General features: G+C 67.4%; 24 protein-coding genes. 16 read left to right on the forward strand and 8 right to left on the reverse strand.

The features are described from left to right. Nucleotides 1–176: 176 nt before the first annotated feature. Nucleotides 177–3,095 (forward strand): TonB-dependent receptor, encoded by a 2,919-nt coding sequence (locus V3B41_RS17660; protein WP_329861735.1) that lies wholly within the window; start codon nucleotides 177–179, stop codon nucleotides 3,093–3,095. Between the two features lie 138 nt (nucleotides 3,096–3,233). On the opposite strand, the gene V3B41_RS17665 is transcribed toward V3B41_RS17660, so the two are convergent. Continuing rightward, nucleotides 3,234–3,491 (reverse strand): DUF2789 domain-containing protein, encoded by a 258-nt coding sequence (locus V3B41_RS17665; protein WP_049429940.1) that lies wholly within the window; start codon nucleotides 3,489–3,491, stop codon nucleotides 3,234–3,236. A 106-nt stretch (nucleotides 3,492–3,597) separates the two neighbouring features. Here V3B41_RS17665 and V3B41_RS17670 point away from each other — a divergent pair, with 106 nt between their 5' ends. Genes V3B41_RS17670 through V3B41_RS17690 form a run of 5 tightly spaced genes read left to right on the forward strand, consistent with a single transcriptional unit; the run spans nucleotide 3,598 to nucleotide 6,550 of the window. Continuing rightward, nucleotides 3,598–4,185 (forward strand): biliverdin-producing heme oxygenase, encoded by a 588-nt coding sequence (locus tag V3B41_RS17670; protein ID WP_049429939.1) that lies wholly within the window; start codon nucleotides 3,598–3,600, stop codon nucleotides 4,183–4,185. A gap of 31 nt (nucleotides 4,186–4,216) precedes the next feature. Then, nucleotides 4,217–4,684: a DUF454 family protein gene (locus V3B41_RS17675; RefSeq protein ID WP_197632741.1), complete on the forward strand. Its 468-nt coding sequence runs from the start codon at nucleotides 4,217–4,219 to the stop codon at nucleotides 4,682–4,684. After that, nucleotides 4,671–5,399 carry a tonB-system energizer ExbB gene (exbB, locus tag V3B41_RS17680; RefSeq protein ID WP_049429937.1) on the forward strand — a complete coding sequence of 243 codons (729 nt, stop codon included), beginning with the start codon at nucleotides 4,671–4,673 and terminating at the stop codon, nucleotides 5,397–5,399. The genes V3B41_RS17675 and exbB overlap by 14 nt, the downstream gene beginning before the upstream one ends. Nucleotides 5,400–5,408: 9 nt before the next feature. After that, nucleotides 5,409–5,834 carry a TonB system transport protein ExbD gene (gene exbD / locus V3B41_RS17685; protein ID WP_295549894.1) on the forward strand — a complete coding sequence of 142 codons (426 nt, stop codon included), beginning with the start codon at nucleotides 5,409–5,411 and terminating at the stop codon, nucleotides 5,832–5,834. Continuing rightward, entirely contained in the window at nucleotides 5,831–6,550 is a 720-nt protein-coding gene (locus V3B41_RS17690; RefSeq protein WP_329861736.1) for an energy transducer TonB, read from the forward strand. The genes exbD and V3B41_RS17690 overlap by 4 nt, the downstream gene beginning before the upstream one ends. Nucleotides 6,551–6,636: 86 nt before the next feature. On the opposite strand, the gene V3B41_RS17695 is transcribed toward V3B41_RS17690, so the two are convergent. Further along, on the reverse strand, nucleotides 6,637–8,664 hold the full coding sequence (locus V3B41_RS17695) for a sodium-translocating pyrophosphatase (RefSeq protein WP_329861737.1): 2,028 nt from the start codon (nucleotides 8,662–8,664) through the stop codon (nucleotides 6,637–6,639). A 308-nt stretch (nucleotides 8,665–8,972) separates the two neighbouring features. Here V3B41_RS17695 and V3B41_RS17700 point away from each other — a divergent pair, with 308 nt between their 5' ends. Continuing rightward, the gene (locus V3B41_RS17700; RefSeq protein WP_329861738.1) at nucleotides 8,973–9,476 is read left to right on the forward strand and encodes a hypothetical protein; all 504 of its coding nucleotides are present in this window, start codon (nucleotides 8,973–8,975) and stop codon (nucleotides 9,474–9,476) included. A gap of 72 nt (nucleotides 9,477–9,548) precedes the next feature. Here V3B41_RS17700 and V3B41_RS17705 read toward each other — a convergent pair whose 3' ends face one another. Together V3B41_RS17705 and V3B41_RS17710 are read right to left on the reverse strand one after the other, a co-directional pair. Continuing rightward, the gene (locus V3B41_RS17705; RefSeq protein WP_197620176.1) at nucleotides 9,549–9,938 is read right to left on the reverse strand and encodes a DUF488 family protein; all 390 of its coding nucleotides are present in this window, start codon (nucleotides 9,936–9,938) and stop codon (nucleotides 9,549–9,551) included. Between the two features lie 114 nt (nucleotides 9,939–10,052). Beyond that, on the reverse strand, nucleotides 10,053–11,309 hold the full coding sequence (locus V3B41_RS17710; protein WP_049429931.1) for a 6-phosphofructokinase: 1,257 nt from the start codon (nucleotides 11,307–11,309) through the stop codon (nucleotides 10,053–10,055). A 136-nt stretch (nucleotides 11,310–11,445) separates the two neighbouring features. Between V3B41_RS17710 and V3B41_RS17715 the strand changes: the two genes are divergently transcribed. The 3 genes from V3B41_RS17715 (at nucleotide 11,446) to V3B41_RS17725 (ending at nucleotide 14,276) form a co-directional block, all read left to right on the forward strand. After that, nucleotides 11,446–12,009, forward strand: coding sequence for an adenylate kinase (locus V3B41_RS17715; RefSeq protein ID WP_014038375.1), 564 nt, complete (start codon nucleotides 11,446–11,448; stop codon nucleotides 12,007–12,009). 327 nt (nucleotides 12,010–12,336) lie between these two features. Further along, nucleotides 12,337–13,701 (forward strand): UDP-N-acetylmuramate:L-alanyl-gamma-D-glutamyl-meso-diaminopimelate ligase, encoded by a 1,365-nt coding sequence (gene mpl / locus V3B41_RS17720; RefSeq protein ID WP_295549885.1) that lies wholly within the window; start codon nucleotides 12,337–12,339, stop codon nucleotides 13,699–13,701. Then, nucleotides 13,698–14,276, forward strand: coding sequence for an LON peptidase substrate-binding domain-containing protein (locus V3B41_RS17725; protein WP_329861739.1), 579 nt, complete (start codon nucleotides 13,698–13,700; stop codon nucleotides 14,274–14,276). The genes mpl and V3B41_RS17725 overlap by 4 nt, the downstream gene beginning before the upstream one ends. A gap of 178 nt (nucleotides 14,277–14,454) precedes the next feature. On the opposite strand, the gene V3B41_RS17730 is transcribed toward V3B41_RS17725, so the two are convergent. Continuing rightward, a complete protein-coding gene (locus V3B41_RS17730) occupies nucleotides 14,455–16,452 on the reverse strand; it encodes a VTT domain-containing protein (protein ID WP_329861740.1) in 1,998 nt (665 codons plus the stop codon). Nucleotides 16,453–16,537: 85 nt separating this feature from the next. On the opposite strand from V3B41_RS17730, the gene V3B41_RS17735 reads away from it, so the two are divergent. Further along, nucleotides 16,538–17,200 (forward strand): serine/threonine-protein kinase, encoded by a 663-nt coding sequence (locus V3B41_RS17735; protein ID WP_295549876.1) that lies wholly within the window; start codon nucleotides 16,538–16,540, stop codon nucleotides 17,198–17,200. Then, nucleotides 17,197–17,703 carry a DUF2867 domain-containing protein gene (locus tag V3B41_RS17740; protein ID WP_329861741.1) on the forward strand — a complete coding sequence of 169 codons (507 nt, stop codon included), beginning with the start codon at nucleotides 17,197–17,199 and terminating at the stop codon, nucleotides 17,701–17,703. The genes V3B41_RS17735 and V3B41_RS17740 overlap by 4 nt, the downstream gene beginning before the upstream one ends. A gap of 51 nt (nucleotides 17,704–17,754) precedes the next feature. Here V3B41_RS17740 and V3B41_RS17745 read toward each other — a convergent pair whose 3' ends face one another. Beyond that, on the reverse strand, nucleotides 17,755–18,438 hold the full coding sequence (locus V3B41_RS17745; RefSeq protein WP_005414380.1) for a hypothetical protein: 684 nt from the start codon (nucleotides 18,436–18,438) through the stop codon (nucleotides 17,755–17,757). 108 nt (nucleotides 18,439–18,546) lie between these two features. Between V3B41_RS17745 and V3B41_RS17750 the strand changes: the two genes are divergently transcribed. The 3 genes from V3B41_RS17750 (at nucleotide 18,547) to V3B41_RS17760 (ending at nucleotide 21,434) form a co-directional block, all read left to right on the forward strand. After that, nucleotides 18,547–19,365 (forward strand): NAD(P)-dependent oxidoreductase, encoded by an 819-nt coding sequence (locus V3B41_RS17750; RefSeq protein ID WP_049427294.1) that lies wholly within the window; start codon nucleotides 18,547–18,549, stop codon nucleotides 19,363–19,365. Between the two features lie 93 nt (nucleotides 19,366–19,458). Next, nucleotides 19,459–20,451, forward strand: coding sequence for a YiiG family protein (locus V3B41_RS17755; RefSeq protein ID WP_329861742.1), 993 nt, complete (start codon nucleotides 19,459–19,461; stop codon nucleotides 20,449–20,451). Nucleotides 20,452–20,480: 29 nt separating this feature from the next. Beyond that, the gene (locus V3B41_RS17760; RefSeq protein ID WP_329861743.1) at nucleotides 20,481–21,434 is read left to right on the forward strand and encodes a YiiG family protein; all 954 of its coding nucleotides are present in this window, start codon (nucleotides 20,481–20,483) and stop codon (nucleotides 21,432–21,434) included. A gap of 75 nt (nucleotides 21,435–21,509) precedes the next feature. Here the strand turns inward: V3B41_RS17760 and V3B41_RS17765 are convergent, their stop codons facing one another. Further along, a complete protein-coding gene (locus V3B41_RS17765) occupies nucleotides 21,510–22,382 on the reverse strand; it encodes an ion transporter (protein WP_329861744.1) in 873 nt (290 codons plus the stop codon). Between the two features lie 63 nt (nucleotides 22,383–22,445). Between V3B41_RS17765 and V3B41_RS17770 the strand changes: the two genes are divergently transcribed. Continuing rightward, complete coding sequence (locus V3B41_RS17770) at nucleotides 22,446–23,672, forward strand: acetylornithine transaminase (RefSeq protein ID WP_006467246.1); 1,227 nt, start codon at nucleotides 22,446–22,448, stop codon at nucleotides 23,670–23,672. A 93-nt stretch (nucleotides 23,673–23,765) separates the two neighbouring features. On the opposite strand, the gene V3B41_RS17775 is transcribed toward V3B41_RS17770, so the two are convergent. Continuing rightward, a complete protein-coding gene (locus V3B41_RS17775) occupies nucleotides 23,766–24,368 on the reverse strand; it encodes an HAD-IA family hydrolase (protein WP_329861745.1) in 603 nt (200 codons plus the stop codon).

The following is a 24,368-nucleotide window of genomic DNA, read 5'->3' on the forward strand; positions in this document are numbered from 1 at the left end:
CCCATTGTGCCGGTCAACGGTCGGCACCCACCGCGATCGCAAATCCCTCTTGGGGTTCCTGCCGCGCCACCCGTCTTACCCCGCGAACGTACCCGCCGCCGCCACGTACGTCGCCGTGTCCGCCTGTGTTGCGGATGACGCCGCGCCTGCGGCACCGATTACCTGACAGGTTCCCCATGTTCGACTCCCACCGCCCGGGCCGCGTGCTGCGCCCGTCCCGCCTGTGCATCGCCCTGCTGGCCGCCGGCCTGGCCAGCGCCGCACCGTCCGTGCTGGCACAGAGCGCCACCGGCAATCACGCTGCCGTGCAGCGCTTTGACATTCCGGCGCAGCCGCTGGACGAAGCACTGCGCAGCTTCATGCGCCAGTCCGGCGTGCAGGTCGTGTATCCGGCCACCCTCGCCCAGGGAGTGACCTCGCGCGCAGTCAACGGCAGCCTGTCGGCCAACGAGGCGCTGCAGCAGCTGCTGCAGGGCAGCGGGCTGGCGATGCGCCGGGTCAGTGCCGATGCGGTGACCATGGAAGCGGCAACGCCGGTCCAGGCCGACAGCGGTGTGATCGTCACCGATACGCTCAGCGTGGCCGGCGACCGTGTCGACGGCGGCGCAGGCAGTGACGAAGCGCGGCTGCTCGACAGCTATCGCAGCGTCGGTTCCACCACCACGCTCAACCGCACGCAGCTGGAGCGTTTCCGCGGCACTTCCAACGGCGACATCGTCAAGGGCGTGGCCGGCGTCACCGCCGGTGACCCGCGCGTGGGCAATGGGTTCGACGTCAACATCCGTGGTATCCAGGGCCAGGGCCGCGTGCCGGTGATCATCGACGGTGGCCAGTCCAGCATGGACACCTACCGTGGCTATGCCGGCCAGTCGCAGCGCACCTATCTCGACCCGGACCTGATCTCCAGCCTGACCATCACCAAGGGCCCGAGCCTGCAGGCCAACGCCTCCGGTGGCATTGGCGGCGTGGTCGAAATGGAGACGCTGAAGATCGGTGACGTGCTGCGCGAGGGGCGCGACTTCGGCGTGCGCGTGCGTGGCGGCCTGGCCAATGGCAGCGCCAACAACCTGCCGGCCTACAGCGCCGCGCCGCGCAGCGACCGCAGCGCTACCGGCAGCCAGTTCTTCAACGTGGCCGGCGCCGGCCACTGGGACCGCTTCGATCTGGTCGCCGCCTATGCCTACCGTGACAACGGCAACTACTTCTCCGGCAAGCACGGCTACGATGATTTCCCGCAGACCCGTCGCACGCTGGCGCCGCTGAATCCGCCGCGTACCGAAGTGTTCAACACCTCGTCGCGCTCGAAGTCGGCGCTGCTCAAAGGCACCTGGCGCATCGATGACGCGCAGACGCTGGAAGCCGGTTACCGTCGCTACGAAGGCACCGCCGGCGAGATCATGGCCTCGCAGATCATCCGCGTCGACCGCGATCGCATTCCGCAGTGGGACCCGGGCCATGTCGACATGGACAGCTACAACCTGCGCTACCGCTTCAACCCGGACAGCGATCTGGTCGACCTGCGTGTCAATGCTGCGTACACCGATACCGACAGCGTGATGTACAACAGCCTGACCGGCATCACCCCGTGGTACTTCGACCGCCGCACCGAGTGGTATGACGCCCCGAGCTTCAGCGGTGACCCCGGTTACAAGGATGCGTATCGCAACCCGCTGCGGCAGAAGCGCCTGAACCTGGATGCAAGCAACACGTCGAAGTTCGACACCCGTGCCGGGGCGTTCACGCTGGACTACGGCCTGTCCTACAGCGATGAGGACATTGCACCAGGCAGCTCCGGCCCGGTCATGCACGATGACCTGGTCAACAACCGCTTCCTGCGCAACGCCGAGCGCAAGGAATACAGTGCCGTGGCGTCGCTGAAGTGGCAGCCCGACGAACACTGGGAGCTGCTGGCCGGTGGCCGCTGGAACCGGGTGGATGTGCACGACCGCAACCGCCTGGCAACGCCGGATGCCTACGAGGTGCAGGGCCGGTACCGCTATACCGAACTGCTCAATGGCAACCCGGCGCTGCCGTCGTGGCGTGCCAAGCGCATCGCGCTGCTGAACTGGTATCCGGACGCCAACGGCAATTTCACCCAGGCCTCGCTGCTGGCGTCGCCGTACAAGAAGGGCACCGTGGCCGACATCGCGGGCTGGAACTTCTATGACGCCGGCAAGCCGCAGGATCTGGAAGTGCCGGTCAGCTGGACCTGGTCGCAGCCGATCCGCCGTCGCGACAACGCGTTCTCGCCGACCGCCAGCGTCGCCTACCGCTTCAGCGAAGACACCATGGTCTACGTGAAGTACGCCGAGGGCACCAAGCTGCCGAGCCTGTTCGAGACCACGCTGGGCCTGTTCACTGCCGCCAAGCCGGTGGGCGAGCTGAAGCCGGAGCGCGCGCGCAGTTGGGAAATCGGCGCGAGCACCATCCGCTACGACCTGTTCACTGCCGGTGATCGCCTGGCGCTGAAGCTGGCCTACTTCGATACCCGCATCGACGATCTGATCACCCGCGACTACCGCACGCTGTCGGCGGGCCTGATCCGCAATGTCGACCAGTTCAAGGTGTCGGGCTTGGAGTTCCAGTCCAGCTATGACAGCGGCAAGGTGTTCGCCGATCTGTCCGCGCACTACTACTTCAAGGCCAAGACCTGCGCGCCGGACATCGCCGCCGAGCGCCGCGCCTATGGCGTGCAGCGCAGGAACGCAGAGCTGGCCGGCACGCCGGACTGCGTGGATGGCGGCTTCGAGGGTTCGTACACAAACACGCAGAACCCGCCTCGCTACATGGTCAACCTGACCCTGGGCTCGCGCCTGTTCGACGAGCGCCTGACCTTCGGTACCCGTGTGATCCACAACGCCGGCCCGATCAGCAAGCTGGACAAGGAATGGAACGTTGGCCTCTCGGCGATCCAGCAGCTGTACCGGCCGACCACGCTGGTCGACCTGTTCGCCAGCTGGAACTTCAATGACCAGTGGTCGGTGGAAGCGGGCGTGGACAACCTGACCGACCGCTACTACCTGGACCCGCTCGCCCTGGGCGTGATGCCGGCCCCGGGCCGCACCGCGCGCCTGGCGTTGACCTGGAAGTACTGATCCACGGGTGATCTGCCAGCGGGGTCGGATCCTTTTCCTGCGGAAAGGGCTCTGACCCCATCGGGTCCGGCCATCCACGCATGGCGTGGATCTACAGTGCCGCGTAATCGGTAGCGCCGGGCCATGCCCGGCGAACGCTTACAGCCCGGTCGCGGCCTTCACTGCATCTTCGTGCAGCGACTCGTTCAGCTCATCCACCACGGTGCTCCACGCTGCATCGGCCTGCAGCGATTCTGACAGGAACTGGCGCTGGGCATCGTTCCAGTACGGTGCCTCGACCACATCCACATCGGTGGCCAGCTGGTGCTCGCGGATGAAGCGGGCGATGCCCTCGGCACTGGCATCCAGGCCCAGTTGCAGGAACAGGTTGGTCATGCGCGGTTCGGTGGTGATCATCGTCGGTTCCTGCGGGAAGAAGGGATGCCTCATTATCGGCGCAGACGAGCTTGGGGAAAGCCCCGCGGCGAACGTCTACAGCACGACGACCCCTTTGGCATCCCCCATGAACGCACACATTGCCCCTGAAGACAGCCGCAGCCTGCGGCTCAAGGCTGCCACCCGCGACAGCCACGGCGCCCTGGACAAGCGCATCATGGCCGGCGACATCTTCGCCGACCGCAGCAACTTCGCCCGTTTCCTGCGCGTGCAGTACCGCTTCCACCGCAGCATCGACGCGCTGTACGCCAACCCTGCACTGGACGCACTGCTGCCCGATCTCGGCGAGCGCCGCCGCCTGACCCAGGTGGCACGTGACCTGCAGGACCTGGAGCAGACCCTGCCGGGGGCGGACATCGCCGCGCTGCCGTCGGATCTCGCGTTGCCGGCCGCGCTGGGCTGGCTGTACGTGGCCGAAGGCTCCAACCTGGGCGGTACCATCCTGTACAAGATGGCGGCCAAGCTCGGGCTGGACCGTGACTTCGGTGCCCGCCACCTGGCCGCGCATCCGGATGGCGCCGCCCGTCACTGGCGCGAGTTCACCGCCGCGCTGGACGCGGTGCCGCTGAGCGCCGAGCAGGAGCAGCAGGTGATCGACGCTGCCGATGCCGCGTTCCGCAGCGTGCACGGGCACGTTGAAGTGGAATTCGCCTGATGAACGCCCGCCACCCGCGGGTGCAGCGCTGATGCGCTGGCTCTGGTTCGCGCTGGGCTGGGTGATGGTCGGCCTCGGCGTGATCGGCGCGTTGCTGCCGGTGATGCCGACCACCATTTTCCTGATCCTTGCGGTGGGCTGCTTCGCGCGCAGCTCGCCGAAGTTCGAGCAGCGCCTGCTGTCGCATCCGCGCTACGGCCCATCACTTCGGCTGTGGCGCGAGCAGGGCGCGGTGTCGCGCAAGGGCAAGGCCTTTGCCAGCGCCGGCATGGTGGTCGGCTTCGCGATGTTCTGCTGGGGCGCGCATCCGTCGTGGCGCCTGTTGCTGGGCGTGGGACTGTTCTTCGCGGTCAGTGCCGGCTATGTGCTCAGTCGACCCGCACCACGCATTGAACCCACGCCGCTGGTGGAAGTGGACGACGCCAACGATCCGCGCGCGGCCCGCCGCCGTGCCGTGCCCCCCGATACAGATGGAACCCGAGACGATGCTGCCTGCTGACCTGGCCCCCGTGGCTGCCCCCGCACTGACGCCGTGGGGCATGTACCTGGCCGCCGATGTGGTGGTGAAGGCCGTGATGATCGCGCTGGCGTTGGCGTCGCTGGCCACGTGGACCGTGCTGCTGGCCAAGGGCTGGGAACTGGCCCGGCAAGCGCGGCAGCTGCGGGCGGCGCGCGCGCTGCTGCTGCAGTCTGCACAGCTGCCGGCGCAGAGCGAAGCGGCAAGCCTGCAGCAAGGCACCGCACTGGCGATGCTGGACGCCGCACGCACCGAACTGCGCCTGTCGCAGGAGCTGGACAGCCGCGACGGCACCAAGGAACGCGTGGCGTCGCGGTTGGATCGCATCGAGCTGGAAACCGCACGCGTGCAGCGGCGCGGTATCGGCGTGCTCGCCAGCATCGGTGCGGTGGCGCCGTTCGTGGGCCTGTTCGGCACGGTGTGGGGCATCATGAACAGCTTCATCGGCATCGCCCACAGCAACACCACCAATCTGGCGGTGGTCGCGCCCGGCATCGCCGAGGCGCTGCTGGCCACCGCGCTCGGCCTGGTCGCCGCGATTCCGGCGGTACTGGTCTACAACCACTTCAGCCGCGTGCTGGTCGGCTTGCGGGGGCTGCTTGGCGATCTGTCGGCGGCCGTGCAGCAGCTGGTCTCGCGCGATCTCGATCGTGCCGCTTCGCGCAGCGCAGCGACGCCGCTGCGTGCGGTGCACTGAGGCGCGGCGATGGCGATCAGGACCGCGTCCGACCGCGACGACACGCCGGAAGAAGCGCACGAGATCAACGTCACGCCCTTCATCGATGTGATGCTGGTGCTGTTGATCATCTTCATGGTGGCGGCACCGCTGGCCACCGTGTCGGTACCGGTGCAGCTGCCGGCCAGCAGTGCCAGTGCCACGCCGCCGGAACAGGCACCGGTGTACGTCACAGTGCAGGCCGATCTGTCGCTGCGGGTTGGTGAGCAAGCGGTGGCACGCAACGGGCTGGCGGCTGCGCTGCAGGTAGCCACCCACGGTGACACCTCGCAACGCCTGTTCCTGCGCGCCGATACCCGCGTGCCTTACGGTGAATTGATGGCAACACTGGATGCGCTGCGTGCTGCGGGCTACCTGAAGGTGGCACTGGTTGGACTGGAGCAGGGCGCGCGATGAGCGGACTGCGGCGCTGGGCGACCAGCCTGGCGATCGTACTGCTGGTGCATGCGCTGCTGATTGGCGTGGCCTGCTGGTGGGCGGCGTGCGCACCGGCGGTGGCTACCGTAGCGGCGCCCGCGGCGTTGATGCTGGAGTTGGCGCCGATGGCACAGGCGCCCCCGGTGCCGCGGCGCGAGGTGGCAACCGGGCCCCTGCAGCAGCAACAGCAGCGGCAGGCGCCGAAGCCGGCGCTACGCGAGCAGCCGAAGGCACCGGTGCAGCCGCAGGGTGACCTGCCGCCGCCGCGCACACCTGAGCCGGCGCCCTCGCCGGATACTGCCGACGCCAATGTCGCGCAGACCAGCGCACCGCCGCAGGTCGCCGCCGATGCGGCCGCACGCTATACCGCGCCGCAGACCACGGCCGGCGAACGCAGTCGTGCCGAGGCGACCTGGGAAGGCCGCCTGCTGGGGCATCTGCAGAAGCACCGGCGCTATCCGCGCCAGGCCGAACGACTGCGCCAGCAGGGCGTGGTGTACGTGCGTTTTGCCGTCGCCCGCGATGGTGCGGTATCCGGATTGAAGCTGGGCCGCGGCAGCGGCTTCGAACTGCTCGACCAGGAGACGCTGGATACCGTGCAGCGCGCCAGCCCGGTACCGGCGCCGCCGGCCGAAGTGGCCGGCGACCCGGTGCAAGTGATGGTGCCGGTGTCGTTCTTCCTGCGCGGGCGGTGACCTTGTAGAGCCGAGCCGATGCTCGGCTGTTCTCCGATCCCGCGAAGCCGTTGAGCCGAGCATGGGCTCGGCCCTACAGAAGGCCTTTACAGCAGCGGCACCAGCAGCAGCGCCACGATGTTGATGATCTTGATCAGCGGATTGATCGCCGGCCCCGCGGTGTCCTTGTACGGGTCACCGACGGTATCGCCGGTCACCGCGGCCTTGTGCGCTTCGCTGCCCTTGCCGCCGAAATGGCCATCCTCGATGTACTTCTTGGCGTTGTCCCAGGCGCCGCCGCCGGTGGTCATCGAAATGGCCACGAACAGGCCGGTCACGATCGTGCCGATCAGCAGCCCGCCCAGCGCGCGCGGTCCCAGCAGCAGGCCGACCACCACCGGCACCGCCACCGGCAGCAGCGAGGGCACGATCATTTCGCGGATCGCCGAGCGGGTCAGCATGTCCACCGCTTTGTCGTACTGCGGCTTGCCGGTGCCCTGCATGATGCCGGGGATCTCGCGGAACTGGCGCCGCACTTCTTCCACCACCGCGCCGGCCGCACGACCGACTGCTTCCATCGCCATCGCACCGAACAGGTACGGAATCAGGCCGCCGATCAGCAGGCCGATGATCACCGTGTGGTCGCTGAGGTCGAAGCGGAATTCCTGCCCGGGATGTGCGGCCTGCAGGTTGTGCGTGTAGTCCGCGAACAGCACCAGCGCGGCCAGCGCCGCCGAGCCGATCGCATAGCCCTTGGTCACCGCCTTGGTGGTGTTGCCCACGGCATCGAGCGGGTCGGTGATGTCGCGGATCTCCGAGGGCAGTTCGGCCATCTCGGCGATGCCGCCGGCGTTGTCGGTGATCGGCCCATAGGCATCCAGGGCAACGATCATGCCGGCCATCGACAGCATCGCGGTGGCGGCGATGGCGATGCCGTACAGCCCACCCAGTGCGAACGCGCCCCAGATTGCCGCACACACGGCCACCACCGGCAGCGCGGTGGACTTCATCGAGATGCCGAGGCCGGCGATGATGTTGGTGCCGTGGCCGGTGGTCGAGGCCTGGGCCACATGCTGCACCGGCTTGTACTGGGTGCCGGTGTAGTACTCGGTGATCCACACGATCAGGCCGGTCAGCACCAGGCCGATCAGCGCGCAGCCGTACAGCGCCATCGGCCCGTGCACGTTGTCGGCCATCAGCCCGGTGGTGATCGGGTAGAACGCGATCGCGGCCAGCACGCCGGAGACGATCACGCCCTTGTACAGCGCGCCCATGATCGAGCCGCCAGGCTTCACCTTGACGAACAGCGCACCAATGATCGAAGCGATGATCGATACGCCGCCCAGCACCAGCGGGTACAGCACCGCATTGGCACCAGCTTCGGCCAGCATCAGGCTGCCCAGCAGCATGGTGGCGATCACGGTCACCGCATAGGTCTCGAACAGGTCGGCAGCCATGCCGGCGCAGTCGCCGACGTTGTCACCGACGTTGTCCGCGATCACCGCCGGGTTGCGCGGATCGTCCTCGGGAATGCCGGCTTCGACCTTGCCGACCAGGTCGGCGCCGACGTCGGCGCCCTTGGTGAAGATGCCACCGCCCAAGCGCGCGAAGATCGAGATCAGCGACGAACCGAAGGCCAGGCCGACCAGCGCGTGCAGCGCCTGCTCCATCGGCAGGCCCATGCGCAGCAGCAGCGCGTAATAGCCGGCCACACCCAGCAGGCCCAGGCCGACCACCAGCATGCCGGTGATCGCGCCGCCGCGGAACGCCACGTCCATCGCCGCGCTGATGCCATGGCGTGCGGCCTCGGCGGTGCGTACGTTGGCGCGTACCGAGACGTTCATGCCGATGTAGCCTGCGGCACCGGACAGCACTGCGCCGACCGCGAAACCAGTCGCGGTGTACCAGCTGAGGAACACCCCGACCAGCACGAACAGCACCACGCCGGCCACGCCGATGGTCAGGTACTGGCGGTTGAGATAGGCACGCGCACCTTCCTGGATCGCGGTGGCGATCGCGACCATGCGTTCATTGCCAGTGGGTTGGCGCAGGATCCAGCGCGCCGAGACGATTCCGAACAGGATTGCGAGGATGGCGCAGCCCAGCGCCAATGACAGCCCGTGACGTTCCAGCATTAGACCCCTCCGCAGAATGGATGTAGGCATCCAGTGGCGATGAACGGCACCAAGAGGGGGACGACGGGCTGCAGCCTGGAACCAACCCGTACCGACCTTGGCGGTCGTCCGACGTATGGCGGTGTTCAGCATTCCCTGGTGCCCGCAGTATGCGTGCCGCCACTTGTAGAGTCGAGCCATGCTCGACTGGCGCCTGGGAGCCGCGGCGCATGCCGTCGGGCCCTGGGCATGATTCGCGAGCCAACGGCCTTTGCACCCCGTTAAGCCAATCTCTGCAAGCCTGCGCACAGTCCTGAAGGAGATTCCCCATGCGCCTGTCCCTGTTGATGCTCGCCGCCCTGGTCCCGGCGCTGCCGGCCTTCGCGGCGGAAACCCCGGAACTGCAGCGCGCCGTGGGTGCACCACAGGCGGTAGGCGCGGTGCATACGCTGCGGCAGATCCCCGAGGCCTGTGCGCGCCTGGAAGGTGCATTCACCGGCCAGGCCGCCGAACCGTATCGCTTCTCTGCGGTGCGTACGAGCGAACAATGCCAGCCGCGCGCGCGCTTCGTCGACTACACCAAGGCCCAGCCGAGTGCCGACAAGGGCTGGAAGCTCAATGATGTGATCCGTGTGCCCAGCGCTGCGTGCCCGGCGCAGCAGGCGGTGGTGCGCGTGTGGCGGCTGCCGTCGAGCAACAAGGTCGAGCTGGACGGGCAGGGCCAGTCGCGCATCTACCTGGAAGAGGCGAAGAAGCAGGCGGCGGCCGGCCAGATTCCGCAGGTGACGATGTTTGCGGCGCAGTTGCAGGTGGAAGGCAAGGCCTGCAATTGAAATTGCGTGGGCGGTGTACCCACGCGGTCATCCGCGGGTAGTGCCGGCCGCTGGCCGGCAACCCTGCAATCGTCACTCTGCCAGCGTCGCCCCACGCGCCACCAGCAGCTCGCGCAGCGCCTTGCGGTGGCAGTGCGCCTCATCCTCGCAGTAGCACCCGACGCTGAGGTCGCTGTTCTGCGACATCGCAGCCAGCAGGTCCAGCGAGTGGGACGCATCCGGCGCCTTCATCTCCGCCTTGTAGTGGCGGAAGAACGCATTCCAGTCGGCGGCCGTCTTCGCCTCATGCGCCTGCTTCACCAGTTCCGCGCTGGGTGACAGTGTCGGGAACCAGACGTCATACCAGTCCTGCCGGGCGAACTCGCTGCGCGGCACGCCACGTGGCGGCCTGCGCACCGTGCCGATGCGCAGGCCCTCGCCAGCGGCGCGCGGCGTACCGAGTCGAACAACACGCAGTGCCATCATGTTCCTCCACGAAAAGGGGACGGAGGGGATTAAGTCGTATTCGACGTTTTGCTGGCGCTGAAGGGGGCAGAGGGCAGATACGACTTAATCCCCTCCGTCCCCTTTTTCGGGTCAGCCCTCGAACGGCGGCAGCTTCTGCTTCACCGCCACGTTCTTCAGCGTGACGTACTTCGGCAGGCCATCGGCACCGTAGGGCAGCGGGGCTTCACCCTTGATCAGCGGCGACAGGTAGGCACGCGCTTTGGCCGTGATGCCGAAGCCATCGCGGCGGATGAAGCCGGCCGGCATCTTCTTCTCGTGGTTGGCGATCTTCGACAGTGGCGCCGCTTCGATCTTCCAGCGGTAGGGAGCGTCGCTGCTGCGCACGATCACCGGCATCACGCCGTTCTGGCCCTTCAGCGCCAGCTGCACCGCGGCCTTGCCGACCGCCTGCGCCTGCTCCCAGTCGGTCCTGCTGGCCAGGTGGCGGGCCGAGCGCTGCAGGTAATCGGGCAGCGCCCAATGGACCTTCAGGCCCAGCTGGTCCTTGACCCGGCCGGCCAGGTGCGCGGCCACGCCCCCCAGCTGCGAGTGGCCGAACGAGTCCTTGCCGCCGCCAGCGTCGGCGACGAAGCGGCCGTCGGCGGTGGCGATGCCTTCCGATGCCACCACCACGCAGTAGCCGACGCGCTCGACCACCGCCTTCACCTTGGCCAGGAACGCAGTCTCGTCGTAGGCGCGCTCGGGCAGCAGGATGATGTGCGGGGCTTCGTCTTCGCCATTGCCGGCCAGGCCGGCGGCCGCAGCCAGCCAGCCGGCGTGACGGCCCATCGCCTCGTAGATGAAGACACGGGTGGAGGTCTCGGCCATCGCCGCCACGTCCAGCGCCGCCTCGTGCACCGACACGGCGGTGTACTTGGCCGCCGAGCCGAAGCCGGGGCAGGTGTCGGTCACTGCCAGATCGTTGTCGATGGTCTTGGGCACACCGATGCAGGTCAGGTCGTAGCCGGAGGCCTTGGCCAGCTGCGAGACCTTCAGCGCGGTATCGGCCGAGTCGTTGCCGCCGTTGTAGAGGAACCAGCGCACGTCGTGCGCACGCAGCACCTCCAGCAGGCGGTCGTAGCGGGCGCGGTCGGCGTCCAGCGATTTCAGCTTGACCCGGCACGAGCCGAAGGCGCCGCCCGGGGTATGGGCGAGGGCGCGGATGGCCGCAGCGCTCTCCTTGCTGGTGTCGATCAGTTCCTCGCGCAGCGCGCCGAGGATGCCGTTGCGCGCGGCCAGCACCTTGATGCCCTTGGTCCGGGCCTGCTCGATCACCGCCGCCGCCGTGGCGTTGATGACGGCGGTGACACCACCGGATTGGGCGTAGAGGAGAGTACCGTTGCGCATGCGTCTACCTGCTCGGGGGAAAGGACATTGCAGGGACATTACCCGGATGCGGTAAAGTGGCGCTATTGCGGTGCAGCGATACCGGTCCGTCCGGGACGCGAACCTTCTTTGTTTTCAACACGTTGGAGTCAGGTCAATGCGATTGGTTCTGTTGGGACCGCCCGGTTCGGGCAAGGGGACACAGGCGACGCGCCTGAAGGAAAAGCTGGGGATCGCCCACATTTCGACCGGTGACATGCTGCGCGCGGAAATCGCCGCGGGCACGGAGCTGGGCAAGCAGGCCAAGACGGTGATGGATGCCGGCAACCTGGTGTCGGATGACATCCTGCTGGGCATGCTGGAGTCGCGCCTGACCCAGGCCGATGTCGCCAAGGGCTTCATCCTCGATGGCTACCCGCGCAATGTGGCCCAGGCCAATGCGATGGACGGCCTGCTGGCCAAGATCGGCCAGCCGCTGGATGCCGTGGTGCAGCTGGACGTGGCCACCGAGCTGCTGGTCGACCGCATCGCCGGTCGCGCCAAGGAACAGGGTCGTGCCGACGACAATCCGGAAGCGGTGCGCCAGCGCCTGCAGGTTTACAACGACCAGACCGCCCCGGTGGTCGACTTCTACGCCGGCCGTGGCACCCTGGCCCGCGTCGACGGCGTCGGCGAACTGGACGAGATCGAAGCCCGAATCCTGGCGGCGATCAAGGCCTGATCCGGCGGGGCCGGCCCGCTGCCGGCCCTTCGGGCGAAAAAACACAGGCCTGGTCCGCGAGGATCAGGCCTGTGTCGTTTCATAGGCGCCAGCAGAGGGCTTGCTCAGGGCCCCGCAGCATGAGCTCCCTTGGGGATGGCCTCTTGGGGAGTAGGACCGGTTCGGGTACTGCGGCTGGCAGTTCGAATTGTGTCCGGGTTCACAGAACATCGCTATCGGGAATTCCCTGACAGAAGATTGGAGTTTTCTCACATCCCGTGTAGGACTTGTCTTACCCGGGGGCGGACATTGGCCCTATACAGTCGTCATCGGTCACAATCCCCGGTCATGAGCAGCGTACATATCCTTGCAATCGCCGGCACCTTCATGGGCGGCGTGGCCGCCCTGGCGCGGGAACTCGGCCATACGGTCAGTGGCAGCGACCAGGCCATCTATCCGCCGATGTCGACCCAGCTGGAACAGCTGGGCATCACCCTGGACCAGGGCTATCGCGCCGACAGCGTGCCGGCCGGAACCGATGACGTGGTGATCGGCAACGCGCTCTCGCGCGGCAATGCGGCCGTGGAGGCCGTGCTCGACGCCGGCCAGCGCTACATTTCGGGCGCGCAATGGCTTTCTGAACAGGTACTGCCGGGCCGCGACACCCTGGCCGTGGCCGGTACCCATGGCAAGACCACCACCACCACCATCCTCACCTGGCTGCTGGAAAGCGCCGGGCGTTCGCCGGGCTTCCTGATCGGCGGCGTGGCCGAGGATTTCGGCGTTTCCGCGCGCCTGGGCCAGGGCCGCGAATTCGTGGTCGAAGCCGATGAGTACGACACTGCCTTCTTCGACAAGCGCAGCAAGTTCGTGCACTACCGGCCGCTGGTGGCCATCCTCAACAACCTTGAATACGACCATGCCGACATCTTCCCCGATGTGGCGGCGATCCAGCGCCAGTTCCACCATCTGGTGCGCACGGTGCCGGCGCGTGGCCGCCTGATCGTCAACGGCGAGGACCAGCACGTGGCCGAGGTGCTGGCGATGGGGTGCTGGACCCCGGTCGAGCGCTTCGGTTTCGACCCGACCCTGGAATGGCATGCGGAACTGCTGGTTGCCGATGGCAGCGCGTTCCGCGTGTACCACCGCGGGCAGGCGCTGGGTGATGTGCAGTGGTCGCTGCTGGGCCGGCACAACGTGCTCAACGGCCTGGCCGCGCTGGCCGCCGCGCATGCGGTGGGCGTGGCACCGGCCGAGGTGATCCCGGCGCTGGCGCGCTTCCGCAGCGTCAAACGCCGCATGGAAGTGATCGGCAGCCACGAGGGCATCACCGTCTACGACGATTTCGCCCATCACCCGACCGCGATCGCCACCACGCTGGAAGGTCTGCGTGCCAAGGTCGGCGATGCGCGTATCGTGGTTGCCATGGAGCCGCGCAGCAATTCGATGCGGCTGGGCGCACATGCGCAGGCGCTGGCGCCTTCGCTGGCACTGGCCGATGACGTGGTGTTCCTGCACCGCCCGGAACTGGCCTGGGATGCCGCCGCTGTGATCGCCGCGGTGCGTGGTGAAGCGCACGCGGTGCCGGATACCGACGCGCTGCTGGCGCAGCTGCAGACCAGCGCGCGCCGCGGCGACCACGTGGTGTTCATGTCCAATGGTGGCTTCGACGGCGCACCGCGCCGCTTCCTCGCCGCGCTGCAGGCCCGATGAGCGTCGACGGTTCGCTGCCGCTGTTTCCGCTGCACACCACGCTGGTACCGGGTGCGGCGGTGGGCCTGCGCGTGTTCGAGCGGCGCTACCTTGATCTGGTGCGCGAAAGCGGCCGCAGTGGCGAAGGCTTCGGTGTCTGCCTGATCCTCGACGGCCAGGAAGTGGGAGCCCCGGCAACACCGGCGGCCTATGGCGTGCAGGTGCGCATCGAAGACTTCGATGTCGGCGCCGACGGTGTGCTGCAGTTGCGCCTGCGCGGCACCCGCCGTTTCCATGTCGAGCGCACCCGCGTGCGCGACAACGGGCTGGTGGTGGCCGATGTGCGCTGGTGCGAGGAAGACCCCGATGACGAACTGCGGCCGCAGCATGCACTGCTGGCCACGGTGCTGGGGCACATCATCGAGCAGGCTGGTGAGGCCTATGCGCCGGCCAATCCGGCGTTGCTGGACCAGGCCAGCTGGGTCGGCTGGCGGCTGGCCGAGCTGCTGCCGCTGAGCGAGCAGCAGCGGTTGCAGCTGCTGCAGCTGGATGATCCGCACCAGCGTCTGCAGCAGTTGCTGGGCTGGATGCCGTAGAAGCCATCCTCGGGTGGTTGTGCACCTTGGGGCACACGCCGGGGTATCCGTGGAATCCGCATCCACGCATGGCGTGGATCTACTGTAGAGCCGAGCCTATGCTCGGCTTGTTGGATCGTGGGAAGCGCAGCCGAGCATGGGCTCGGCTCTACAGTGGGTGATCGCGCACCGGTACCGGTCAGGGCGTTGTAGTCTTCAACCGCAGCACCGGCAACCCGGTTTCGCTGTGCACATCCTCGCGCTGCGGCAGGTCCTGCACGGCTTCCTTCACGGCATTCAATGCCGGGTCGACGCCACGCAGCGGGTGCCACATGCCGATCCACTCGAAGTGGCGTTCGTAACGCAGGGTCTGCGCGCTGCCCAGCCACAGCGGCGCGTGGCCCGGCTGCAGCTGGGCCGGTGCTGGCCACAGCCGCAGTACATAGCGCTCATCCGGCTTCGCGCCCTGGCGCACCATCAGCAGGGCTTCCACGCGGGTTTCCAGCGTCGCCGGCAGCACCGGCAGTTCATCGGCACCGGTGTTCTTGTCCAGCATCAGCAGCGCCTGCTGCCAGCCGGCCTGTTCCTGCCGCTTCCAGCCACGTGCTTCCAGCTGCGCCTGCAGGGGTGCCAATGGGCCGGCCACCTGCACGTCCAGCGGCCAGCGCTGATCGTCGTCGAATTCGTTGCGGCGTGCGGGCAACTGCGCCCAGTCGTGCTGCCACCAGGCCTGCATGTCCATCGCCTGCGGTGCCGGCAGGGTCGGTTCGAAGCGTTCCAGCTTCACCGGAATGTGGCGCGGCGCGTACCACATCGCTGCCACGGCGAAGACGCCGTAGAACAGCCAGGCGACTGGCTTTACCCAGAACGAGCGGTTGAAGCGGCGGCGGTAGGCGATGCCCAGCACCAGCAGCCAGAACGTGCCGAACAGCATGCCGCCGATCACGTCGCTCAGCCAGTGCGCGCCCAGGTACAGGCGCGAGAAGCCGATCAGGCTGACCACGATGCCCGACACCAGGTACGGCCAGACGCGGGTGCGGCCGGGCATCTCGCGTGCGATCAGCACCGCGAAGAAGCCGAAGGTGATGGTGGCCATGGTCACCGACACCGACGGGAAGCCGAAGCCACTGCTGGCATCGACCGGGCGCACCACATCCACGGTGGCGCCCAGCAGCATGGTCAGTGCCAGGCCGAAGGCGAGGGCGGCCAGCCAGTGCGCGGCCGCCATCCAGCGCCGGCGCCAGATCAAATAGCCCATCGCCGCAGCGGTGGCCGGCAGCAGTACCTGCCACGCCCCCAGCGACGCCAGCGCGGCCATCGGGTAGTCGGCCAGCGGGTTGCGCAGCGCCAGCATGGCCTGGTGCACCAGCAGGTCGATGGCCAGCGGCTCGCCGTGTGCGACCACCACGGTCAGCAGCGCGAACCAGCCCCAGCCCAGCAGGAGCAGCATCAACGCCAGCATCGCCAGTGGTACCGATTCGCGGCGCTTCGGGTCCAGCACGCCCACGGTGTAGCGGCCCAGCGTCGGGTGGCGGTTGGACCAGTCCAGCAGGCGTGCCAGCCAGTTGTCCATGCGTGCGGCCGACCAGCGGTAGCCATACAGCACGATGGCCCAGGCCAGGCCAAGGATCACCGCCAGCAGGCCGACCACCACCACCAGTCGCCCGGCCACGGCAGCCACCGCGTCATACGCTTCGCCGAGGATCCAGCCCGGGGCCAGGAACAGCACTGCCCAGGAAATGCTGGCGATGCCGCTGGCCTGCACGTAGCGGCTGGCGGGCATCTTCATCATGCCGGCGATGGCTGGCACGAATGGGCGGATCGCGCCGACGTAGCGCGCCACCAGGATGCTCTTGAATGCATTGCGGCGGAACAGGTTCTCGCCACGGTCGAGCAGCTGCGGATAGCGGCTGAACGGCCACACGCCACGCAGCCGGTCGCCCCAGCGGCGGCCGATCCAGTAGCTGATGCCATCGCCGGCAAACGCGCCCAATGCCGCAGCCGCCACCGCGTACGGCCCGGAGATCTGGCCCAGGCCAATGAACACGCCCACCGCGAACAGCAATGGCAGGGCCGGCACGATGGCGCCGAGAATGATCACCGCATCGCAGAAGGCGATGAGGAAGATAACGGCGCCCGCCAGCACGGGGTGAGCGGCAATCCACGCGAGCGTGGCGTCGATCCATGAAGAGTCCATTGCCCGATTATAGGGGCGTGAAGGTGACTGGTTCCCAGCCGCTTCGTGACCGTTTGCAACCGGCGTCATCGCCTAGAATGGGGTCATGCCGCATACGCCAGACGCTCCCCACCATGCTTTGAAGGCCGACAGTTTCGGCCGGATCCTTCTGGTTGAAGGGCCCGACGGACCGTTCGTGCGCCGCGATCTGGGCGCTACGCCGCTGTGGCTGCGGCTGCCCGCGTGGTGGCTGGCGCGGCGTGAAGCGCGTGCGTTGCGCCATATCCACGGCATGGCCGATGTGCCGCAGTTGCTTGCATGGGATGGCCGCCATCTCGACCGCAGCTTCATGGCCGGCGATGCCATGTACCAGCGTCCGCCGCGCGGCGACCTGGCCTGGTTCCGTTCCGCACGGCGCCTGCTGCAGCAGCTGCACCGGAACGGTGTAGCCCACAACGATCTGGCCAAGGAGGCCAACTGGCTGGTCACCGAAGACGGCCGCCCGGCGCTGATCGACTTCCAGCTGGCAGTGATCGGCAACCCGCGCTCGCGCTGGATGCGCCTGCTGGCGCGCGAGGACCTGCGCCACCTGCTCAAGCACAAGCGCATGTACTGCCGTGAATCGCTCACCCCGGTGGAGAAGCGCGTGCTCAAGCGTACCTCGTGGGTGCGTGAGCTGTGGTTCGCCACCGGCAAGCCGGTCTATCGCTTCGTCACCCGCCGCATCCTGCACTGGGAAGACAACGAGGGGCAGGGACCGAAGCCGTGAGTGCATCGCAGGTGATGAGCGCCCCGCCGAGCGCGGGCAGCGTGCTGCGCACTCAGCTGCCCGGTGCGGATTTCGTGCACGCCTGCCAGGCCACCACCCGGCGCGACGGGCGTACCGCACTGCAGGCCTACCGCGACATGGCGGCGTCCATTCCCGGCTGGTTCGATGGCTTGATGGCACTGCGCAACCACGGCATGCGCCTGCTGGGCATGAAGCATCTGGGGTCGTTGCGGGCGGTGCAGGGCACTGTCGATCCGGCGCACGGCCAGCGGCTGGGCATCTTCACCCTGCAGCTGCTGGATGACGATGCCATCGTGCTGGAAGACGATGATCGCCATCTGCGCGTACAGCTGGCCCTGCAATGGCAGGGTGACGTGCTGGAAGTGGCGACGGTGGTGCATACGCACAACGCGTTCGGGCGCCTCTACATGCTGCCGGTCGCGCCCGTGCACCGGTTGATCGTGCCGCATCTGCTGCAGAAGCAGGTGCAGGCCTACCGGTGACGCGACACTGCGTGCGCCGGGCGTGGCCCGACGACACGCGGCGTTTCCGGGTTACGGCGTCGCCGGTACCACCTGCTGGCCAATGAAGTTGCGCTTGGCATCGAAGTCATAGGCGATCTGCAGCTGGCCCACGTCGGGGCAGGCGTGGCAGTCGCGCAGCGGCGTGCGGTACAGCAGGCGGATGCCGCCGCCCTCAAGCGGTGTCGCTCCGGCCGACTGCGCAGGCGCGAACGGCGTGGCCTGCGGGTTGGCCTTCAGCAGCTCCTGCACGGCCGGGTCGGCACGCAGCGTGTCGTCCAGTTGCACGGCATCCACATCGATGCGCTTGCCGCTGGCGTCGACCAGGCGGGTGCCTTCGTTGGTGTTGGCCCGGAAGGGATACTCGACCGTGGCAATGCCCAGCCCCTCGTTCTCATGCCACGCTGTGACATACGCCAGTTCCCCGGCGCTGGACAGTTGCTCGGCGGCGGTGATCGCCTCGGCGCTCGCTCCGCCCGCTCGCATTGCATCGCGCAGGCAATCCCGGGTGGCCGCATTCTCACCCTGGCGGCATGCGTTCAGATCGCCATCCCAGACCACGGCCTCGCTCCAGCGCATCTTTCCGTCGGCGGCAGCCTTCTCCGCGCTGGGCGCGTCACCGGCGGGCGGCTCCTTGCCGGGTTCCGGCGAACGGCCCTGGCAGGCAGTCAGCAGGGCAAGCCCCAAGGCAGGCAGCAACAGGCGGGAACGGCGCATGGCGTGAACCTCGTGCGTTGGCTGGAGGCCCGAGTATCGTCAAGGCCGGGTGAACTCCGCGTCGGCGCGGCATACTAGCGGCTCATTGCATACGCTGGAGTGTGGAACGTGGGCAGTCTGCAGGGCAAAACGCTTTTCATCACCGGTGCCTCGCGTGGCATCGGCCTGGCCATCGCACTGCGCGCTGCGCGCGACGGTGCCAATGTGGCCATCGCGGCCAAGTCGTCGGTGCCCAATCCGAAGCTGCCGGGCACCATCCACACCGCTGCCGAAGCGGTGACGGCGGCAGGCGGGCAGGGCCTGGCGCTGAAGTGCGACATCCGCGAGGAAGAGCAGGTGCAGGCGGCCGTCGCGGCCACGGTCGATACCTTCGGTGGCATCGACATCCTGATCAACAACGCCAGCGCGATCTGGCTGCGCGGCACGCTGGATACGCCGATGAAGCGCTTCGACCTGATGCAGCAGGTCAATGCGCGCGGCAGTTTCCTGTGCGCGCAGGCCTGCCTGCCGTACCTGCTGCAGGCGCCGAATCCCCACATCCTCACCCTGGCACCACCGCCGAGCCTGGAGCCGAAGTGGTGGGCACCGCACACCGGCTACACGCTGGCAAAGATGGGCATGAGCTTCGTCACCCTGGGGCTGGCTGCGGAGTTCGGTCCGCAGGGCGTGGCGGTGAACGCGCTGTGGCCGCGCACGGTGATCGCCACCGATGCGATCAACATGATTCCGGGCGTGGATGCGGCCGGTTGCCGCACGCCACAGATCATGGCCGACGCGGCGCATGCGGTGCTGGTGCGCGAAGCGGCCGGTTTCCATGGCCAGTTCCTGATCGATGATGAAGTGCTGGCGCAGGCCGGCGTCACCGATCTTTCGGGCTACGCGGTGGACCCGTCGCGGCCGTTGCTGCCGGATCTGTTCCTGGATTGATATCGCACTACCGGAAGAGGCCGAGGGCTGCGACGCTCGGCCTGCTGCGCTAGAATGCGCGGCTGTAATCGTTTCCAACAAGGATGTGAGCACATGTCACGCACTCTTTCCGTCGCGGCGCTGGCCGCTTCGCTGTCGTTGATCCTGACCGCCTGCGGTGGCAAGGCCCCCGCAGCTGCGGGCGGCGCTGATTCCTCCGGCACGCCGGACGCCAGCGCGGCCTCGTCCGATACACAGCAGCAGTTGACCGCCAAGCTCAACGCCTACATCGGTTGCTTCAACGCGCTGGATTCGAAGACCCACGGCAGCATCCAGTCCTACACGCGCTGGATCAAGGATGTCGACGCTGGCCCGACCGGGCGTGAGACGCACGTGTACGGCCCGTTCGAGATCAGCGACTACGACATGAAGCAGTGCGACGCCCCGGTGACCGAGGCGATCGCTGCCAAGCCGGCGCTGGCCGAACTCGATGCTGCTGCAGGCCGTTACCAGCAGGCGCTGAAGGCGCTGGTGCCGGTCAGCAAGGACGCGCACGACTACTACGATCGCCAGGACTACGAAGACGACCAGTTTGCCAAGGGCAAGCAGCTGCACGCGCCGTTGATGGCCGCCTTCAAGGATTTCGTGGCTGCCAGCGAAACCTTCAATGCCGAGCTGGAGCATCAGAACGATGCCGCCCAGCGCGAGCAGCTCAAGGCGCTGGAGCAGGCCGAGGGCCGCACGCGCGAGTACTACCGTCTGGCGATGATGCTGGAGGCCAAGGCCCTCATGGATCTGATGAGCGAAGATGATTTCGATCAGGCCAAGGCCCGCGAACGCCTGGATGCCTTCAATCGCATCTCCGATGAAGCCCATGCCAAGGTTGCCGACCAGGAGCCGGGCAAGTCGGACTGGGAAGGCTTCGAACGTGGGGCCGAGAATTTCCGGCGCGAGGGCAAGGAGCGCCTGCAGCGGGTCAGTACCAAGACGCCCTACAGCGATTTCGAGCGACGCATGCTGGACTCGCCCTCGATGGCGCCGCGCGGTTCGGCCAGCAAGCTGATGCAGGAATACAACACGCTCGTTTTCCAGAGCAACCGCCAGTGACCCGCGCATCAGTCCCCCCGCGAGAGGCCATGAGGACTTCCACTCTGCGTATCGCGCCGCTGCTGCTGGTTGGCGCTGTGACCGGCCTGTCAGGCTGCAGCAAGCCGGCTGGACTGGCTGTGGCCGATCCTGGCCTGGAGAAGGTCAACGCCTACATCGAGTGCTACAACGGCGTCGAACAGCCCGTCCACGAGGGCTTCCAGGCCTACACCAGCTGGATGAAGGACCCCGAAGCCGGCCCGACCGGCAAGGAAGCGCAGCCGCGTTCGCCCGGAAAGGTGCTGTCGCACCGCGTCGAGTACTGCGGCCAGCCACTGACCGACGCGCTGGCGAAGACCCCGGCACTGCCGATGGATGGCCCCGCGCGTGACTATCAGCAGGCATTCCAGGCATTGAACACCCTGGTCGAGCGTGCCGATGGCTACTTCACCCGCGAGGACTATCGCCGTGATGGCGGTGAAGGGATGCGCAGCCAGCATGCCCCGTTGATGCAGGCCTACGCCGATTTCTTCAAGGCCAGCGAAGCGATGGATGTGGCGCTGGAAAAGAACGAGAACGATCGCCGTGCCGCGCAGCTGAAGCAGATCGAGGAAAGCGAAGGGCGTTCGCTGGCCTACTACCACCTTCGCCTGCTGGGCGATGGCAAGCAACTGGCCACCGCGTTCCAGCACGACGCACCGGACGTTGCAGCGTTGCGCGCGCAGCTGGCTGACTATCAGGCTCTGGTGACGGAAATCCAGAATGGCGGTGTCGGCAAGGACGACCCGATGTGGGGCCACGTGCAGCGTTCGGCGGACAAGCTGGTGCGTACCGCGGGACGCGGCGTCGAGCGTCTGGAGCAGCACAAGCCGATCACCGCCGAAGCGCTGGCGGCAGAGCGCAAGGCATCGGGCAGTTGGCTTACGACCGACCCGGAAGGGGCACAGTCAACGATCCTGGCGGCCTACAACGACCTGGTGACCACCAGCAACCGCATGCGTTGAGCTGGTTCCACGCCGGGCCATGCCCGGCGCGCACCAGGTTGGTCCGGTAGTGCCGGCCGCTGGCCGGCATGTGCCTCAATGGTTGAACGCATCGGGCAGCTCACCGCCGCACTTGCGGCAGTGCCGTGCATCCGGTTCGTGGCCTTCCAGCCCGCAGTCCGGGCAGCCACGCGCATCGCGGCGCGCGGCCTGTTCGGCCTCGCGCATGGTGCTGGCCAGTTCGGCGGTGTAGATGCCGGTGGGCACGGCGATGATGCTGTAACCGATCAGGATCAGCACCGAGGTGACGAAGCGGCCGAGCACGGTCTGCGGCACGATGTCACCGAAGCCGACCGTGGCCATGGTCACCACCGCCCAGTACATGCTGGCCGGGATATTGGTGAAGCCGTGTTCGGGGCCCTCGATCACGTACATCAGCGCACCGGCGATGATGGTGATGGTGATCACCGTGAACAGGAACACCAGCACCTTGCGCCGGCTGCGCCACAGCGACGTCATCAACACGCCGCTTTCTTCGATGTAGCGGGTCAGCTTGAGGATGCGGAACACGCGCAGGATGCGCAGTGCGCGCACCACCAGCAGGCTCTGCGCGCCGGGGATGAACATCGACAGGTAGGCGGGCAGGATCGACAGCAGGTCGATGATGCCCCAGATGCTCACCGCATACCGCAGCGGGCGCTTGACCACCGCCAGCCGCAGCAGGTACTCGGCGGTGAAGATGATCGTGAAGCCCCATTCCAGGATGTACAGGCCGGTGGACCATTCGGCGTGCAGGTGCTGCACGCTGTCGATCATCACCACCAGGATGCTGGCGACGATCGCCACCACCAGGATCAGGTCGAAATTGCGCGAAGGGCGGGTGTCGTGGCGGTAGATGATGTCGAACCACCGGCGGCGCCAGCCGGTCTCGGTGGCGGGGTTCAGCTGGGGGGCGGAAAACGGTCGCATGGGCGCATTGTGCCGCAGGGGTTCCGGCGCGAGAATGGGGATTCCTGAATCCTGCCGACTGCCATGACCGCCGCTACCGATCCGCTGATCTCCCTTTCGCACTATTACCTGCCGGTCTACAAGCCCCGCCAGGTGGTACTGGAGCGAGGCCAGGGCGCCCGCGTGTGGGACAGCCAGGGCCGTGAGTTCATCGACCTGGCCGCCGGCATCGCCGTGTGCGGCCTGGGCCACAACGACCCGGACCTGGTGGCCGCGCTGGTCGAACAGGCCGGCAAGCTCTGGCATACCAGCAACGTGTTCTACAGCGCGCCGCCACTGCACCTGGCCGAGGAGCTGGTGAAGGCCAGCCGCTTCGCCGAGCGCGTGTTCCTGTGCAATTCCGGCGCCGAAGCCAATGAAGTGGCGATCAAGATGGTCCGCAAGTGGGCCTCCAGCCAGGGCCGCCCGGCCGACAAGCGGGTGATCATCACCTTCCGCGGCAGCTTCCACGGTCGCACCATGGGCGCAGTGACCGCGACTGCCCAGCCGAAGTACCAGGAAGGCTACGAGCCGCTGCCCGGTGGCTTCCGCTACATCGATTTCAACGATGAAGTGCAGCTGGAAACCGCGATGGCCGCCGGTGACGTGGCAGCGGTGATGCTGGAGCCGATCCAGGGCGAGGGCGGCGTGATGCCGGCCAAGTCCGGCTTCCTCAAGCGCGTGCGTGAGCTGTGCGACCAGCACAACGCGCTGCTGGTGCTGGATGAGATCCAGGCCGGCATGGGCCGCACCGGCACGCTGTTCGCGCACTGGCAGGACGACGTGGTGCCGGACATGGTCACCCTGGCCAAGGCACTCGGCGGTGGCTTCCCGATCGGCGCGATGCTGGCCGGCCCGAAGGTGGCCGAGACCATGCAGTTCGGCGCGCACGGCACCACCTTCGGTGGCAACCCGCTGGCTGCTGCGGTCGCCCGCGTGGCACTGCGCAAGCTGGCCTCGGCGGAGATCGCGGCCAATGTCAGCCGCCAGTCGAAGGCGCTGCGCGATGGCTTCGCCCGCATCAACGACGAGTTCGGTGTGTTCAGCGACGTGCGTGGCCGCGGCCTGATGCTGGGCGCGGTGCTGAGCAAGGACTTCGCTGGCCAGGCCGGAGCGATCCTCGACCATGCCGCCGAGCAGGGCCTGCTGACCCTGCAGGCCGGCCCGGACGTGCTTCGCTTCGTGCCGTCGTTGAACATCACCGACGAAGAAGTGGCCGAAGGCCTGAAGCGCCTGCGCGCAGCGATTGCTGCGTTCATTGCCGCGCGCTGACGCCAGCAGAGGCATCTGTAGAGCCGAGCCTACGCTCGGCTCATCGCGATGCCAGGCAACAGCAGCCGAGCATGGGCTCGGCTCTACGGCGGTTCACGCAATCCGATAGCGCTTCAACACCTTGCCCAGTCCACGGCCATCGCGCACGGTTTCCGCGTGCAGGCCGGCGGCGCGTGCACCGCGTACGTTCGCGAACAGGTCATCAACGAACAGCGTGTGCGCAGGCGCGGCATCGAGCATCTGCAGCGCGCGCAGGAACACCTCCGGCGCCGGTTTGCGCAGGCCGAAATCGGCGCTGCAGAACACGCGCCCCACCAGGGCAGGGAACAGCTCCGGCAGCAGGGAAGGCAACGCCTGCTTCATCAACGCGCCATTGTTGGTCAGCACCGCCATCGGCAGCTGCAGGGCCTGCAGCCGTTGCAATACTGCGGGCTGCGGATGGCTGGCGGCTTGCCGCGCTGCTGTCCAGGTGTGCACGTCGACGGTCCTGTGCAGAAGCTCTCCCAATCGCGCCAGATAGGCCGGGCCATCCAGCGCGCCATTGTCATGCGCGGCTTCCAGGCCGCTGTCGTACAGCGCAGCCTGCACGGCCTGCGTCGGAACCCCCAGCGCCTGCGCCAGGTGCAGTACACGCTGCGTGCGCTGGTACTGCACCAGCACGCCATCCACATCCAGCAGCAACAGATCGATCCGCAT

The sequence above is a fragment of the Stenotrophomonas sp. SMYL89 genome, assembly GCF_036319985.1.
Taxonomy (GTDB): Bacteria; Pseudomonadota; Gammaproteobacteria; order Xanthomonadales; family Xanthomonadaceae; genus Stenotrophomonas; species Stenotrophomonas maltophilia_Q.

Bases quoted from the DNA above. Each gene is read 5' to 3' on its own strand.
- V3B41_RS17660 (WP_329861735.1), top strand. From the start codon at position 177: ATGTTCGACTCCCACCGCCCGGGCCGCGTGCTGCGCCCGTCCCGCCTG.
- V3B41_RS17665 (WP_049429940.1), bottom strand. From the start codon at position 3,491: ATGATCACCACCGAACCGCGCATGACCAACCTGTTCCTGCAACTGGGC.
- V3B41_RS17670 (WP_049429939.1), top strand. From the start codon at position 3,598: ATGAACGCACACATTGCCCCTGAAGACAGCCGCAGCCTGCGGCTCAAG.
- V3B41_RS17675 (WP_197632741.1), top strand. From the start codon at position 4,217: ATGCGCTGGCTCTGGTTCGCGCTGGGCTGGGTGATGGTCGGCCTCGGC.
- exbB (WP_049429937.1), top strand. From the start codon at position 4,671: ATGCTGCCTGCTGACCTGGCCCCCGTGGCTGCCCCCGCACTGACGCCG.
- exbD (WP_295549894.1), top strand. From the start codon at position 5,409: ATGGCGATCAGGACCGCGTCCGACCGCGACGACACGCCGGAAGAAGCG.
- V3B41_RS17690 (WP_329861736.1), top strand. From the start codon at position 5,831: ATGAGCGGACTGCGGCGCTGGGCGACCAGCCTGGCGATCGTACTGCTG.
- V3B41_RS17695 (WP_329861737.1), bottom strand. From the start codon at position 8,664: ATGCTGGAACGTCACGGGCTGTCATTGGCGCTGGGCTGCGCCATCCTC.
- V3B41_RS17700 (WP_329861738.1), top strand. From the start codon at position 8,973: ATGCGCCTGTCCCTGTTGATGCTCGCCGCCCTGGTCCCGGCGCTGCCG.
- V3B41_RS17705 (WP_197620176.1), bottom strand. From the start codon at position 9,938: ATGGCACTGCGTGTTGTTCGACTCGGTACGCCGCGCGCCGCTGGCGAG.
- V3B41_RS17710 (WP_049429931.1), bottom strand. From the start codon at position 11,309: ATGCGCAACGGTACTCTCCTCTACGCCCAATCCGGTGGTGTCACCGCC.
- V3B41_RS17715 (WP_014038375.1), top strand. From the start codon at position 11,446: ATGCGATTGGTTCTGTTGGGACCGCCCGGTTCGGGCAAGGGGACACAG.
- mpl (WP_295549885.1), top strand. From the start codon at position 12,337: ATGAGCAGCGTACATATCCTTGCAATCGCCGGCACCTTCATGGGCGGC.
- V3B41_RS17725 (WP_329861739.1), top strand. From the start codon at position 13,698: ATGAGCGTCGACGGTTCGCTGCCGCTGTTTCCGCTGCACACCACGCTG.
- V3B41_RS17730 (WP_329861740.1), bottom strand. From the start codon at position 16,452: ATGGACTCTTCATGGATCGACGCCACGCTCGCGTGGATTGCCGCTCAC.
- V3B41_RS17735 (WP_295549876.1), top strand. From the start codon at position 16,538: ATGCCGCATACGCCAGACGCTCCCCACCATGCTTTGAAGGCCGACAGT.
- V3B41_RS17745 (WP_005414380.1), bottom strand. From the start codon at position 18,438: ATGCGCCGTTCCCGCCTGTTGCTGCCTGCCTTGGGGCTTGCCCTGCTG.
- V3B41_RS17755 (WP_329861742.1), top strand. From the start codon at position 19,459: ATGTCACGCACTCTTTCCGTCGCGGCGCTGGCCGCTTCGCTGTCGTTG.
- V3B41_RS17760 (WP_329861743.1), top strand. From the start codon at position 20,481: ATGAGGACTTCCACTCTGCGTATCGCGCCGCTGCTGCTGGTTGGCGCT.
- V3B41_RS17765 (WP_329861744.1), bottom strand. From the start codon at position 22,382: ATGCGACCGTTTTCCGCCCCCCAGCTGAACCCCGCCACCGAGACCGGC.
- V3B41_RS17770 (WP_006467246.1), top strand. From the start codon at position 22,446: ATGACCGCCGCTACCGATCCGCTGATCTCCCTTTCGCACTATTACCTG.
- V3B41_RS17775 (WP_329861745.1), bottom strand. From the start codon at position 24,368: ATGCGGATCGATCTGTTGCTGCTGGATGTGGATGGCGTGCTGGTGCAG.